This window comes from Aeribacillus sp. FSL M8-0254 (assembly GCF_038008845.1).
Classification (GTDB): domain Bacteria; phylum Bacillota; class Bacilli; order Bacillales; family Aeribacillaceae; genus Aeribacillus; species Aeribacillus composti.
The window spans coordinates 3,100,317-3,113,841 of the sequence record NZ_JBBOZY010000001.1 but is presented as its reverse complement, the minus strand read 5'-3'; the positions used below and the strand labels follow the sequence as shown (position 1 = coordinate 3,113,841).

The following is a 13,525-nucleotide window of genomic DNA, read 5'->3' as shown; positions in this document are numbered from 1 at the left end:
TAAAGTGAAAAATAGATAAATCTTCCGTAAAGATAATTCCGTAAAAATGGAGGCTAAGTTATTATGCAAAAAGTTTTTCTCTTGACGATCGGTATGTTCGCTCTTGGGTTTGATGCTTATGTGATAGCTGGTTTGCTTCCGGATATCGGTGCAACTTTTCATATAACCCCTTCACAAACAGGGCAAGCCGTGAGCGTCTTTACGCTTTGTTATGCACTGGCCGCTCCGGTATTTGCAACACTGCTTGCTGGAAAACCGATGCGCAATATTTTATTGTTGGCGCTCGCAGTATTCTCGATAGGCAACGGGATAAGTGCACTAGCTTCAAATTTTTCCATGTTGCTGATTGCACGGGCAATTGCAGGCATCGGCGCCGGACTTTACTCTCCGCTAGCATCAGCAGCTGCAGCATCACTAGTGCCCGAACAGAAACGCGGCAGAGCACTTGGTATGACTCTTGGCGGCATGAGCACTGGAACAGTCATGGGAGTCCCTCTTGGACTGGTGATTGCGGAACATCTGAAGTGGAATGGAACTCTTTGGGTGATCACTGCACTAGGCTTAATTGCCATGATGGGAATTGCCATCTGGTTTCCACATTTTGCAGCTTCAGCTCCACCTTCACTCCGCCAGCGCGTCGCAATGATGACAAATAGACGGGTTGCAGCAATTGTTGGCATCACTTTTATGACCAGTGTTGCCAGCTTGGGTCTTTACACATATATTGCTGTTATTTTGAATAACTTGGCGGACATTTCCAACAACACGCCATATCTTTGGGCATGGGGAATTGGCGGCGTAGTTGGCAGTTTTTCCATCGGCGCTTTGATTGACCGGACAGGCAAACCGGGTTTGCTCATGGCAGGAATTTTGGCCATAATGGCTTTGTCCATGTTCAGTGTGCCATTCGCCCTTTCATTTCCGATCCTGTCATTTCTGCCTTTTATTCTATGGGGGGCGATGGGCTGGGCATCGCAAGCCCCGCAGCAGCATGAATTGCTTCGCATACAGCCTAATCAAGGTGCAGCGGCCGTTGCTTTGAACAGTTCCGCAAATTATTTGGGCAGTGCAATAGGTTCTCTTCTTGGAGGGATAGTGATGCTGGCTGGATTGGCTCCTTCCCAACTTCCGTTTGCCGCCGGCGGCCTTGCATTAGTAACATTACTGGGACAATGGGGGATTTTATCAAGCAAAAGAAAGCATGGAAGTGAGAGAAAACAATCTATGCAACAATGACTATCTCCAGATTGAATAAACATATCATACTCATTTGTCAAATATCAAAGGGGTTGTTTATAAAATTTTATACAACGTGCCATACTAAATAATGGTGATGGTTGAATGTACGAAAAAGAAGAATTGATCCGCTTTGTCCAAGAAGCGAAAAAGTATGGGCATCAGGGGAAAGTTGCCAGTTACATACCGGCTCTTGGCAAAGCGAATCCAAATGATTTATCTATTGCAATATATATGCCTGATGGGAGAATCATTGACGCTGGGGATGTAACGGTAAAAGTGACGCTTCAAAGCATTTCAAAAATTATCGCTTTAGCTCTTGTCATTATGGATCACGGTGAAAAGGAGGTATTCAAAAAAGTTGGGATGGAGCCGACGGGCGATCCGTTTCATTCCATTGCCAAGCTTGAGGAAACACAGCCTACAAAGCCGCTGAATCCGATGATCAATGCCGGTGCACTTGCCGTAACGCATATGATTTCGGGAAGAACGGTGAAAGAACGGCTGCAGAGACTCATTCGTTTTGTCCGTAAGCTAACAGGAAATCCAACCATTTCTTATTCGCAAGAAGTCGCTCAATCCGAATTTGAAACCGCGTTTTTAAACCGCTCCTTATGTTATTTTCTTCGACAGCATAATATTATAAACGAAGATGTCGAAGATTTGATGGAGCTTTACACGAAGCAATGCGCCATTGAAATGACATGCATCGATTTGGCGCGCATCGGCCTCGTTTTTGCGATGGATGGGCGCGATCCGTTTACAGAAGAGGAAATCATGCCGCTTGATGTAGCGCGTATTTGCAAAACGTTTATGGTCACCTGCGGCATGTATAATGCTTCGGGAGAATTTGCGATTAAAATCGGGATTCCGGCAAAAAGCGGCGTCTCAGGAGGCATACTCGCATCTGTTCCAAAAAGATGCGGCATCGGCATATTCGGTCCAGCATTGGATGACAGAGGCAATAGTCTGACCGGCATCAAACTGCTTGAATTTTTATCTAAAACATATTCATTAAGTATTTTCTAATATTTGAGGAGGAGACATACGATGCGTGAATTCACTGTTAAATTTCACCTTGAAGATGATATGGAAGAAATGAAAGTGCAAAAGCTGAGCCCGGATGATTTTGAAAGGGTGACAGAAGGAGGGACAAGACATTTGTTTGATCTCGATACAAACATTGGTTTTTTCGTCTTTTTTGACGCTGAGGACAGCGATGGCAATATGTCTTATCTTTCCCTTCGCTACGAGGAGGACGAGGAAGATCCGAGCGAATGCTACCGGTTTGAACTAAAAGACTTTTATGAATTTATAGCTCTTTATCTAAATGACTTAGAATTCGGTGATGAAGTGATGGCGGAGCAGGAGGAAGAGGAAATATACAGCCCCATTCAGCATCTTGCTCATCTTCTTTTCCATGTTGCTGAAGAAGGGAAAACAGTTGAAGTTTGAATACGTTGAATGAAATCCAGGGCATGCATACGAATTCAAATGCCAATTTTTCAGAAAGGCTTATTTTCAATCAACAACATCTATGTGTTTCAGAATTGCATTTTTTGTAATAAATGAAAGTACCGCGGGCGATCCAGATTGATGTTCACCGTTTCGTTAGGGCTTGGCAGGAGAAACGATTTTTGAAAAGTGCTTTTGAACTATGGATTTGGCGAAAAGGTAAGAGGCGCATAATATCGAGCGGCGTCCGATCTTTTTTATATTTCAATGTTTTTTTACCTTTTGTTCATCGTTTCGTCATATTTTTTGCCTAGTATGTGAATAAGACAAACGATGAAGAAGAGGAGGGCTTTTGCTATGGGATATTATGATGAAATAGATCAAAACAATCGTGTGGAAAGAAAAAAGAACAGTTTGTTGAAGCCGGTTCTTTCTTCTTTAATCAGCGGTGTTTTGGGCGGAGCTGTTGTATACGGTGCGTTGACCTACTTGCCATTCCAAGATCATAACAAAGCTTCAAATGAAACAGAGCATATAGCGGTCAGTCAAAATACAAACGATCAGGAAGCATCTGTTAATGTTGCGAAGATTTCCAATCAAGGCGATATTGCAGAAATTGCTGAAAAACTTTCACCAGCGATTGTCGGCATTTCTAATTTGCAGCAGCAAAGGACAGATTGGTTTGGATCGCGCCAAGATTCTTCCAGCGAAGAAGTGGAAAGCGGAAGCGGAACAGGAATTATCTTTAAAAAGTCCGGAAATGATGTTTTTATTGTTACAAATAACCATGTTATCGAAGGGGCTTCTTCATTGGAGGTAACGCTTTCCAATGGCGATAAGGAAAAAGCAGAAGTAGTCGGTGCTGACTCATTGACAGACTTGGCCGTCATAAAAATTAATAACAATAGTGTTAACACAATAGCTGAGTTTGGTGATTCCGATAATATACGAGTCGGCGATCAGGTCATTGCAATCGGGAATCCGCTTGGCAGCGATCTTTCTAGAACTGTAACAGAAGGGATTATCAGCGGAGTCAATCGCACAGTGACGATTACAACTTCTGAAGGAGACTGGGCGCTTGATGTCATTCAAACTGATGCAGCGATCAATCCAGGAAACAGCGGAGGCCCTTTAATTAACATGGATGGGAAAGTCATCGGCGTCAGCAGTATGAAAATCAGCCAGGAAGGTGTGGAAGGGCTCGGATTTGCTATTCCAAGCAATGATGTTGTGAAGGCGATCAATCAATTAATGGAAAAAGGAAAAATTGACCGTCCGTTTCTTGGAGTTGCATTATTAAATGTAAGCGAGCTTCCTGAGTATTTCCTTAGAGACACACTCAATTTGCCATCTGACGTTAAAGAAGGTGCGGTAGTTGGAAGAGTTCAGGCAAATTCTCCCGCCGATCAGGCCGGATTGCAGGAAAAGGATGTGATCGTCGCATTGGATGGGCAAAGTATTCACAACACGAGTGAGTTAAGAAAATATTTGTACAGTGAAAAGAAATCAGGAGACTCAGTCAAAGTCAAATTATATCGGGACGGAAAAGAAAAGACCGTCACAGTTACCCTTTCAAGTCAAGACTTATCGCAAACCTGATCGGGAATAGTATTAAAAAGAAAGGGCCCGCAAAAAGTCAGTTCAATTAACTTTTTGCAAAGCTCTTTTTTCAATGGGAATCTTTTTCAACAATGTGAAAATGATCTATCTCTGATAAATGAATGATACTCGCCAATTAACAACAGCATCATTTGCTTAGAAAATTTTCATCGCTATACATAACTTGTTTACATATTTGCTTCGCTAGACGAGATATTTTTTGGTTGAGCAGATTGTACAGCTTTGCTTGAGATTGCTAAAACAAATAAACAACTAATACTAATTAAAACTCCGTCCAATATTAGCGGAGCTCCCCAGCTGCCTGTGCTGTCTCTTAAATATCCTGATACGACTGGCGACAATACGGCGCCAATTTCTGCTATCAGATTCAGCATGCCAAATGCCCCGCCTTGTTTGCCTTCCGGCGCCAATTCTGCATTTAATGCATGTGAAACCGGCTGCAATGCAAAAAAGAATAATCCTGATATAAATAAAATGATTGATGTAATAATCGGGCTGCTATTTTCCGTTTGAATATACCAAGCAAAAACAAATATTGAAACAGCTAAAAGAAAAGTTAAAAGCGCTAATACATTTCTGCGGCCGTTCGGTCTATCAGCTAACAGGTCAGAAATTTTTCCGCCAAGCGGGAACCCGATAACCCCTGCTACTGCGTTAAATGAAGCTACTGCTGCTGCGGCAACTAGTGCTCCGCCGCCAAATTCTTGGACAATTGCCGTAGACCAGAATCCATACAACCATAAATGCCATAAAATCGGCAGGAAAGATAGATAAAGGAAAAACAGGTTTTTATTCATAATCAAAGGGTGCACTTCTGATTTTTTTGTTACATAAAGATATATGATCAATATGGGGGCTAAACTAGCCAAAATAAAAGCTATGACAATCGATGAGAGCCCTAATTTTGTTGATGTGAAGTATATCGCCATGATGATAACCAAAAACACAAGTGAATAAATACTTAAGTGATATAACGATTTTCCGTAAAATTCCTTCACACCAGGTGAATTTGGATCTGCTGATTGTATCAATTTTTTATCAGGCTTCATAAATTTAAACATAAGAACAGCAACGATTAAAGTAATGAATCCCATGAATAGAAAAGGAACTCTCCAAGCCTCATTTCCCATTAGAGGAACAAAAGCTTCCAGAAGAAGAGGTGTACCGATTGTTGCCAACGTTAAGCCGATAGACAGGCCAGTAATAACAACTCCCATTCCTAAGCCCATTTTTTCCGGAGGAGTGTTGAAAGCAATATAGGATCTGTCATTTGAATAAAGGATTCCTTCCCCTAATCCAAGTAATACACGGAATAAAACAAACATGACGAGTCCGCCTGATAAGCCTGTGAAAAAAGTGGCGACGGCTGCCCACAAAATACTTAATATAATAATAGGGCGGTATCCAAATTTATCTCCCAAGTTTCCTCCAGGAAATTGGTTTAACATAAATCCGGCAAAAAACAAACTGCCTATTAAGCCCCCAAATTCATGAGGATTCGGGACATCTGAAAAAAATGATATTTTATGTTCTATCATCCAAGTAACAATTGGGCCTGTCGCAGTTCTGTCGATATAAGAAACAACCCATCCTAGGAACAGCATTCCCCATATTGTATGGTACCTTTCCCATTTTTTCATTATCATTTTCACTCCTATCTAGATTTAATATTTAACATAACCTTTAGATAGCGCTTACATAAAGGGGCAAAAAGAAATAGAAAATGCTGCTGGTTGAATATAAGATCAATTGGCTGCTGGTTTTCTATATTTCGGACGATGTGCGATGAAAGGAATATAAAACTTTTTTAGCCTACATTCTTGATGATTCCATCTTGTTTTTGAACTTTCTCCGCAGCTTTAAAGTTTTGTACTTTCAACTATTCCAAATGAATTCAAATTTTAAATGCTTTTTGCTCCCGCTTTTTAAACTGTGGAATGGTTTTTTTCCTCTCTCATTTGGTTTTCTTGACTAATAGCGGGCAAATATACATCTAAAACAGCGGAACGGCCAGACTTGACAGTTTTTATTGCTTCATTCAGAGCCTCTTTCAGCTCATGAGGGTTTTCTACTTTTCTTGCATAGGCGCCACCTGCAGCTTCTGCAATTTTTGAAAGATCAGCATGAGGAGTGAAATCTACGAAAAATTGATTCGTTTCATTTGCGATACCATTCGGATGAACAGCTAAGGTTGACAGTTTCGGAGATTTCCAACCGCGATTATTATAAATTACGGTTAAAAATGGCGCGTCATATTTTTGCGATATCCAATGAACGCTCGAAGGGACGCTAAACAGATAAGATCCATCTCCAGTAAGGCTGATCACTGTTTTAGACGGGTCTGCCAGTTTTGCTCCTATCGCTGCTCCGCCGTTCCATCCAAGTCCACCTCCGCCGCTGCCAAAAATAGAACCTGGTTTGGTCATTTGCAAATGGGTATATAATGTTTGGAAATTTGAAATGCCTTCATTGACAATAATCGTGTTTTCATCGCACACTTCCCGTATGCAGGCAGTTAAATACTCAGGCGTGATAATGTCGTCAAAAAATTGTTCAGCTTTTTTCCATTCTTCACGCTGAGCTTTATGATATTTTTCTATTTGTTTTCTCCTTTCATTTACTTGCAAGCTGTCAATGTCAGCGTTTTTAATCACTTCGTTCAACTGGCGCAAGGCCGTTTCGGCATCAGCTGCGAAAAAACGTTTTGATGGGATATACCATAATGTCATCCCTTCCTTCAGCGGATCTTCATCAATATAGTAAATCGTACAATTTGGCGATGGTTTATTATTCACTGGAATCCAAGGAACATCACTGTCAATGACCATTATAAAATCTGCTTTTTCGATTAAATCGTTTTGTGTTGAAGTATTCCACTGATATCCGCAATGAAGCGGGTGATCAGATGGAAAGTTCATATAGTTTGGCACTGACTCTAAAACAGGTATCGCAAGTTTTTCACAAAATTGAACGAGTTCTTTCACCGCTTGTTTGTTTTTGCCAATATATGACGTGACAATGAGCGGATTATTTGCTGCCAGTAAATCTTTCACTAAAGGATCTATTTCTTGCGGTGCCAGTGCACGCGCTGCAATTGGTCTCCATTGCTCAGGATGAATTTCTACTTTTTCTACTTCCTCCTCCAAAACTTCTCTAGCGCTCGTCAAATATACGGGTCCTTTCGGGCTGCTTTGAGCAATTTGCAGTGCACGATGGACAATTTGTTTTACATTTTTCCCGGTACGAATCTCATGAGTATACTTCATGTAACCCCTTACAATTCCGGGCTGATCGGGAACATCCTGAATCCAGTGAATAAATTCGTTCCTGCTTCCCCGAAGCTCCCCTTCTTGAGTATATGGAGAAGTTCCGGCAAAAATGAGGACAGGCACCCGACCTTTCCAAGCATTGTGAATGGCAGCGCCAAGGTTTTGCGTGCCGCATTCAACATGCACTAAAACAGCTTGAGGTTTCCCGCTTACTTGAGCATATCCATGTGCAGCGCTTAAGGCAACCATTTCATGTGGACAAGTAATGATTTTCGGAAAATCAATTCCCTCTTTTTCAGCTTCGGCAAGGGCTTCAATAATGGCAGGGTGATCGCTTCCTAGATTTGAAAAAATAAAGGAAACATCAGCTTCTTGTAACGCTTCTAAAAGTGCCTTGCTTGTCGTATATCGACTGGTCAAACAACACACACCCTTTCAACATAATTTAGATAATTAATACTAGTCAGATAATTCTGTAATCAGAATTGTACTTGAAAAGGAAAGATAGTACAATACTATAATAACTATCATAATAATAGAAAATATCTATAGAAAGGAGCTATAAAATGGAGTTCCGTCTTTTGCAATATTTTGCAATATTGAGTCAAGAGCTGCATTTTACGAAAGCTGCAGAAAAGCTGGGGATTACGCAACCAACATTAAGCCAGCAAATTCGCCTTCTTGAAAACAGTCTTGATACAGTTCTTTTTCGAAGAATGGGGAAAAAAATTGAATTAACGGAAAGCGGAGAGATTTTACTTGAACATGTGAAAAAAATTTTTTCTGAAATTGATCAAGCAAAAATTAAAATACATGAATTAAAAGGATTGAATCGCGGCCATTTAAAAATCGGATGTGTTGGCAATCATCTTCTTTATTCTTCCTTGCTTACGTTTCACTCACAGTTTCCAAATATAAAACTCTCTGTTTACGATCTAAAAACGGAAGAAACGTTAGAAAAAATAGTCAAGTCTGAGCTCGATATAGGGATTGTCTATTTACCAGTTCATCATCCGCAAGTAGAGGTTATTAAATGGTTTTCATTAGAGTTTTTTGCCATTGTATCCCTTGATCATCCTTTAGCTGAAAAAAATTTAATATATTTGGAAGAGCTTCAATCGTACCCGATCTTTTTATTGCCCGAGCAATATGTTATTAGACAGACGATCGATTCATTTTGTAATAAAGAAGGCATGAAGTTAAACCCAATTGTGGAATTATCGGATACGTATTCGTTGTTAAAGATGACGCTTTTACATAACGGAATTACGATCCTGCCAAAGCTTTATGTTGAAAACAGCCCGGAGTTTTCTGTCAAGCTTTTGAAAATTGCAGACGAACTTCCGAGTAAAGAGGTTGCAATTATTTATCGGAAAGGTCTTCTTTCTTCCACTGCCATTCGAACATTTATCCAGCAGCTGACAAGGAGATGACTCATTTTAATTTTTAAATAGGTAAAATATTGGATTTGCTTTCAAAGGAAGGTAGGGATAGAATCTATACGTATACATTTTTTAATAGAGGAGCGAATAACAATTGGATTTATTTTCAGTTGGTATATCTATTTCATCTGACGCCATCATTGCCTTATTAAAAATTATTGCAATCGATATTATTTTATCCGGCGATAACGCAGTTGTAATTGCAATGGCAACGAGAAATCTGCCGAAAGAACAGCAAAACAAAGCTATATTCTGGGGGACTGGAGGTGCGGTCGCATTACGGATTTTGTTTGCATCCGTTATTGTTATCCTGTTGAAAATCCCATTTGTCAATATTGTCGGCGGATTTTTGCTGCTTTGGATTGCTTATAAAGTTTTGGTAGATGACGGAGAAGCTGCGCATGTCCAATCTCAAAGCAGTCTGCTTAAAGCTATTCAAACGATCATTCTTGCAGATGCCGTCATGAGTTTGGATAATGTGGTTGCAGTAGCAGGTGCGGCACACGGCCATATCGGCATGATTGCGGTTGGAGTTTTGATCAGTATTCCAATTATGATTTTTGGATCAAAAGCGATCGTAAAATTAATGAACAAATTTCAATGGATTGTATATGTTGGATCTGGAATTTTAGCTTGGACCGCCGGTGAGATGATCTTTAAGGATAAACATATTGAACAATGGTTTCACATCCAAAACTTGTGGATCGAATATTTACTTATCGGAATTATGACATTGATTGTGTTAGCGATCGGTTATGAGAAAAATAAGCGTGCAGAGAAAGAAAATAAATTGCAGCATAGTGCTTAGCAGGCGGCTGTTGAAACGGCGCCTGTTTTTTTATGAAAAGAAATTCCACGTTTTAATAGATTTAGTTATGTCTAAAATTTTTGTGATCGGCAAATATGCACACTTCTGTAAAATGACGGTTTCTTTTGCAACAGCTCTAATTTGCCTGTAAATTCGAGGGATCGTTCTTTGTGTATAAGCATTCATCGTCCAGAGAAGGTGAGTGCTTTTTTATTTTATCCACAGATATTTCAGATAATTCACAACTTATACACATTATCCATACTGTTTTTGTGGATATTATGTAACTGTTGGAGCTTAAGAAGCTGGATTTTTTCCATAAAATTCTACTATGAATGTGGATAACTATAGTAATTGTACAATGTGTGAAATATTTCACAAATATATTGAAGTTAAATTCAGAAAATTATATATTGAAATTGAAGAAGTTAGTGAAATATTTCACAAACTTCTTCGAAAAATAAAAGTGAAAAAACAAAACAAAGGAGATGGTTGAAGATGGAATGGCTGAAAGGTCCAAAAATGGCGGTTGTCTGGGCGGCTCTTAGAATTTGGCTCGGTTATCAATGGTTTGTCGCGGGAGTCGAAAAGCTGGGTGGATTTGATGCGACAGGATTTTTAAAAGGGGCGATTGCTAAAGCAACCGGAGAACATCCGGCCGTTCAAGGATGGTATGCAGCGTTCCTTGAAAACTTTGCTCTTCCGAATGTAGAACTTTTTAATTTTATTATTCCAATTGGAGAAGTGTTAGTTGGTATCGGACTGATTTTGGGATTGTTTACAACTCCTGCATTAATTGCTGGTGCGTTTATGAACTTGAATTTTATGTTAGCAGGAACAACAAGCACGAATCCGATTATGTACACTGAAGCAATCATTTTAATGGCAGTAGGAGCAGCTGCATATTATTGGGGAGCTGACCGGTTTATCCTGCCGTATTTGAGAGATAAATTTACAAACAAAAAATTCAATCAACAAGCAAATGTTTAAATGCAGCAATCATCTTGACTTTTAAAAATTTTTGAAACATAATTTTAAAAAAAGTATATTTTCGGCGTTGAAAGGGGCCAGTAAATAGACTTTAGGCGAAAAAGAGAGTGAAACCCTATGGCTGAAAGGTTTCATCGCTGATAAGCTATTGAACCTACCCCTGGAGCTGTCAGGCTCATAACCTGACCGTATCCTTCGTTACAGGCTAAAGGGAGCACTAAACTAGTGCTAAAAAAGGTGGTACCGCGGATATAGACTCATATTCGTCCTTTTTCGAAAGGATGATATGAGTCTTTTTTATGACTGTCAAGCAATGAAGAGGTGTTTTTTAGTGAGGAAAAAGCGAGTGGTCGTAAAAATAGGAAGCAGTTCTTTAACAGATGACAACGGGGGACTCAGCAAAGAAAAGCTGTACGAGCATGTTGAAGCGATTGCTAAATTGAAGGAAGCAGGGTATGAAGTAATTTTAATTTCGTCAGGAGCGGTATCAGCAGGGTATGGAGATCTTGGATATCCTTCCAGGCCTGTGACAATTAGAGGAAAACAGGCGGCTGCGGCAGTGGGCCAAGGGCTGCTTATCCAGGCTTATACAGAAGCATTTAAAAAATACGGCATTGTATGTGCCCAGCTTTTGATGACAAGGAGCAATTTTCAGCATAAAGAGCAATATCAAAACGCATACGCCACCTTATCGGAGCTTCTAAAGCGGCAAGTGCTCCCGATCATCAATGAAAATGATTCGGTTTCGATTGAGGAATTGACGTTTGGAGACAACGATATGCTGTCAGCTCTTGTGAGCGGATTATTGCATGCCGATTTTCTTATTATTTTGACGGATATTAACGGTTTATATGAAGAAGATCCTACCAAAAATCCGAATGCGAAACGATTTGATTTTTTGCCGGAAGTAACAGATGAATTAATTGAACAAACAGAGGCAACATCCGGTTCGAAAGTTGGAACAGGCGGCATGAAATCAAAGCTCATGGCGGCAAAAACGGCACTTGCCCTCGGTGTATCCGTATTTATCGGGAAAGGTCAAGGAAAAGAGAAATTAATCGAAATTTTAAATGGGAACGGTGACGGAACATATATTGGCAAAAACGATTTAAGTGCTGTTCGTAATTCAAAAGCATGGATTGCTCTTCATTCGATCATATCTGGTGATGTGGAAGTCGATGATGGAGCAGTAGCGGCTATTTTGAAGGAAGGGAAATCGCTCCTTCCTGCTGGCGTTAAGCGTGTCAGCGGCAACTTTCAATCCGGAGACGTGGTGCAAATTTTAAACAAGGAACAAAAGCTGATCGGAAAAGGCATAGTCAATTATTCATCTGAAGAATTAAAAGAAATTATGGGTATGCCGAGTCAAAAAGCGATGGAAATGACAAAGCGCATACATCCTGAAGTGGTTCACCGTGATCAATTTGTAGCGATAACGAGTAAGGAGATGATGATATGAGTGAAGTGTTGACAAAAGGGAAGCTGGCAAAAGAAGCTGCTGCCAAACTGGTTGCAAAGACTACTGAAGAAAAAAACAACGCATTATCAATCATCGCTGAACAATTGCAAAAAGAAACGCCTTATATTTTAAAAGAAAATGAAAAAGACATTGAAAACGGGAAAGCGAATGGTTTATCCGACGCTCTAATTGACCGTCTTCTTTTAAACGAAGAACGAATTAACGGAATGATTGAATCGTTAAGACAATTGATTTATTTGCAAGATCCAGTTGGGGAAGTGCTGGAAAGCTGGACTCGTCCGAACGGTTTACAAATCGAAAAAGTTCGGGTGCCGCTCGGAGTTGTTGGGATGATTTACGAAGCCAGACCAAATGTGACAATTGATGCCTCAAGCCTTTGCTTAAAAACAGGGAACGCTGTTCTTCTTCGCGGCAGCTCATCCGCATTGCATTCAAATATGGCGATCGTAAAGGTGATACGAGAGGCGTTAGAAAAAGCGAATTTTCCTGCCGACAGTGTACAGCTTCTGGAAGATACCAGCAGGGAAACGGCAGCGGAAATGTTCAAATTAAATGATTATTTAGATGTGCTAATTCCTCGCGGAGGGAAAAATCTGATTAAAACAGTTGTTGAAAATTCATCTGTCCCTGTGTTAGAAACGGGCGCAGGCAATTGTCATGTGTTTATTGATGAATCAGCAGACAAAAAGATGGCGATTGATATAACTGTAAACGCAAAAACACAAAGACCTTCCGTCTGCAATGCAGCCGAAACTCTTCTCATCCATGAAAATTGGAATAAGGAGTATATTCGCGAGCTCATTGAAAAGCTCGAGGAGAAAAATGTGGAGTTGCGAGTCGATCAAGCATTGTACAATGAATTCCCGCATTTGAAATTAGCGACAGAAGAAGATTGGGAAACGGAATATTTAGATTATACAATGGCAGTGAAACTTGTTTCGAATGTAGATGAAGCAATCGATCATATTAATCGTTACGGAACAAACCATTCTGAGGCAATTATCACAGAAAATGCCGCAAATGTAGAAAAGTTTTTCAAATTAGTTGATTCCGCAGCTCTTTACCACAACGCATCGACGCGCTTTACAGACGGATTTGAATTTGGGTTTGGCGCAGAAATCGGGATCAGCACGCAAAAGCTCCATGCCAGAGGACCGATGGGACTCCCTGCACTGACTTCTACAAAATATATTATTAAAGGAAGCGGACAGATTAGAGAATAAGA

At 40.2% G+C, this 13,525-nt stretch carries 11 protein-coding genes and 1 other annotated feature; of the genes, 9 read left to right on the top strand and 2 right to left on the bottom strand.

The annotated features are described in order from the left end of the window. Nucleotides 1-63: 63 nt before the first annotated feature. The 4 genes from NSQ44_RS15110 (at nucleotide 64) to NSQ44_RS15095 (ending at nucleotide 4,290) form a co-directional block, all read left to right on the top strand. Complete coding sequence (locus NSQ44_RS15110; protein ID WP_063386276.1) at nucleotides 64-1,236, top strand: MFS transporter; 1,173 nt, start codon at nucleotides 64-66, stop codon at nucleotides 1,234-1,236. A gap of 105 nt (nucleotides 1,237-1,341) precedes the next feature. Beyond that, nucleotides 1,342-2,265, top strand: coding sequence for a glutaminase A (gene glsA, locus NSQ44_RS15105; RefSeq protein WP_340857468.1), 924 nt, complete (start codon nucleotides 1,342-1,344; stop codon nucleotides 2,263-2,265). A gap of 21 nt (nucleotides 2,266-2,286) precedes the next feature. Continuing rightward, nucleotides 2,287-2,691 carry a cytosolic protein gene (locus NSQ44_RS15100; RefSeq protein WP_339193287.1) on the top strand — a complete coding sequence of 135 codons (405 nt, stop codon included), beginning with the start codon at nucleotides 2,287-2,289 and terminating at the stop codon, nucleotides 2,689-2,691. A gap of 357 nt (nucleotides 2,692-3,048) precedes the next feature. Then, nucleotides 3,049-4,290: a S1C family serine protease gene (locus tag NSQ44_RS15095; RefSeq protein ID WP_340857467.1), complete on the top strand. Its 1,242-nt coding sequence runs from the start codon at nucleotides 3,049-3,051 to the stop codon at nucleotides 4,288-4,290. A gap of 188 nt (nucleotides 4,291-4,478) precedes the next feature. On the opposite strand, the gene NSQ44_RS15090 is transcribed toward NSQ44_RS15095, so the two are convergent. Together NSQ44_RS15090 and NSQ44_RS15085 are read right to left on the bottom strand one after the other, a co-directional pair. Beyond that, nucleotides 4,479-5,951, bottom strand: coding sequence for an MFS transporter (locus NSQ44_RS15090; protein ID WP_232515608.1), 1,473 nt, complete (start codon nucleotides 5,949-5,951; stop codon nucleotides 4,479-4,481). 285 nt (nucleotides 5,952-6,236) lie between these two features. Further along, nucleotides 6,237-8,000, bottom strand: a complete 1,764-nt coding sequence (locus NSQ44_RS15085; protein WP_063386272.1) for a thiamine pyrophosphate-requiring protein — start codon at nucleotides 7,998-8,000, stop codon at nucleotides 6,237-6,239. 146 nt (nucleotides 8,001-8,146) lie between these two features. Between NSQ44_RS15085 and NSQ44_RS15080 the strand changes: the two genes are divergently transcribed. The 5 genes from NSQ44_RS15080 to NSQ44_RS15060 all read left to right on the top strand — a co-directional run bounded on the left by NSQ44_RS15080 (nucleotide 8,147) and on the right by NSQ44_RS15060 (nucleotide 13,523). After that, the gene (locus NSQ44_RS15080; protein ID WP_340857466.1) at nucleotides 8,147-9,013 is read left to right on the top strand and encodes a LysR family transcriptional regulator; all 867 of its coding nucleotides are present in this window, start codon (nucleotides 8,147-8,149) and stop codon (nucleotides 9,011-9,013) included. A 124-nt stretch (nucleotides 9,014-9,137) separates the two neighbouring features. Then, a complete protein-coding gene (locus NSQ44_RS15075; RefSeq protein ID WP_445659537.1) occupies nucleotides 9,138-9,830 on the top strand; it encodes a TerC family protein in 693 nt (230 codons plus the stop codon). 498 nt (nucleotides 9,831-10,328) lie between these two features. Further along, the gene (locus tag NSQ44_RS15070) at nucleotides 10,329-10,820 is read left to right on the top strand and encodes a DoxX family protein (protein WP_066247308.1); all 492 of its coding nucleotides are present in this window, start codon (nucleotides 10,329-10,331) and stop codon (nucleotides 10,818-10,820) included. A gap of 58 nt (nucleotides 10,821-10,878) precedes the next feature. After that, nucleotides 10,879-11,094, top strand: a binding site (T-box leader). A gap of 57 nt (nucleotides 11,095-11,151) precedes the next feature. Next, nucleotides 11,152-12,279, top strand: coding sequence for a glutamate 5-kinase (proB, locus tag NSQ44_RS15065; RefSeq protein WP_340857464.1), 1,128 nt, complete (start codon nucleotides 11,152-11,154; stop codon nucleotides 12,277-12,279). Further along, nucleotides 12,276-13,523: a glutamate-5-semialdehyde dehydrogenase gene (locus tag NSQ44_RS15060; RefSeq protein WP_339230192.1), complete on the top strand. Its 1,248-nt coding sequence runs from the start codon at nucleotides 12,276-12,278 to the stop codon at nucleotides 13,521-13,523. Before proB ends, NSQ44_RS15060 begins: the two co-directional genes overlap by 4 nt. Nucleotides 13,524-13,525: the final 2 nt, after the last annotated feature.

Bases quoted from the DNA above. Each gene is read 5' to 3' on its own strand.
- NSQ44_RS15080 (WP_340857466.1), top strand. From the start codon at position 8,147: ATGGAGTTCCGTCTTTTGCAATATTTTGCAATATTGAGTCAAGAGCTG.
- NSQ44_RS15100 (WP_339193287.1), top strand. From the start codon at position 2,287: ATGCGTGAATTCACTGTTAAATTTCACCTTGAAGATGATATGGAAGAA.
- NSQ44_RS15110 (WP_063386276.1), top strand. From the start codon at position 64: ATGCAAAAAGTTTTTCTCTTGACGATCGGTATGTTCGCTCTTGGGTTT.
- NSQ44_RS15060 (WP_339230192.1), top strand. From the start codon at position 12,276: ATGAGTGAAGTGTTGACAAAAGGGAAGCTGGCAAAAGAAGCTGCTGCC.
- glsA (WP_340857468.1), top strand. From the start codon at position 1,342: ATGTACGAAAAAGAAGAATTGATCCGCTTTGTCCAAGAAGCGAAAAAG.
- NSQ44_RS15070 (WP_066247308.1), top strand. From the start codon at position 10,329: ATGGAATGGCTGAAAGGTCCAAAAATGGCGGTTGTCTGGGCGGCTCTT.
- NSQ44_RS15090 (WP_232515608.1), bottom strand. From the start codon at position 5,951: ATGAAAAAATGGGAAAGGTACCATACAATATGGGGAATGCTGTTCCTA.
- NSQ44_RS15095 (WP_340857467.1), top strand. From the start codon at position 3,049: ATGGGATATTATGATGAAATAGATCAAAACAATCGTGTGGAAAGAAAA.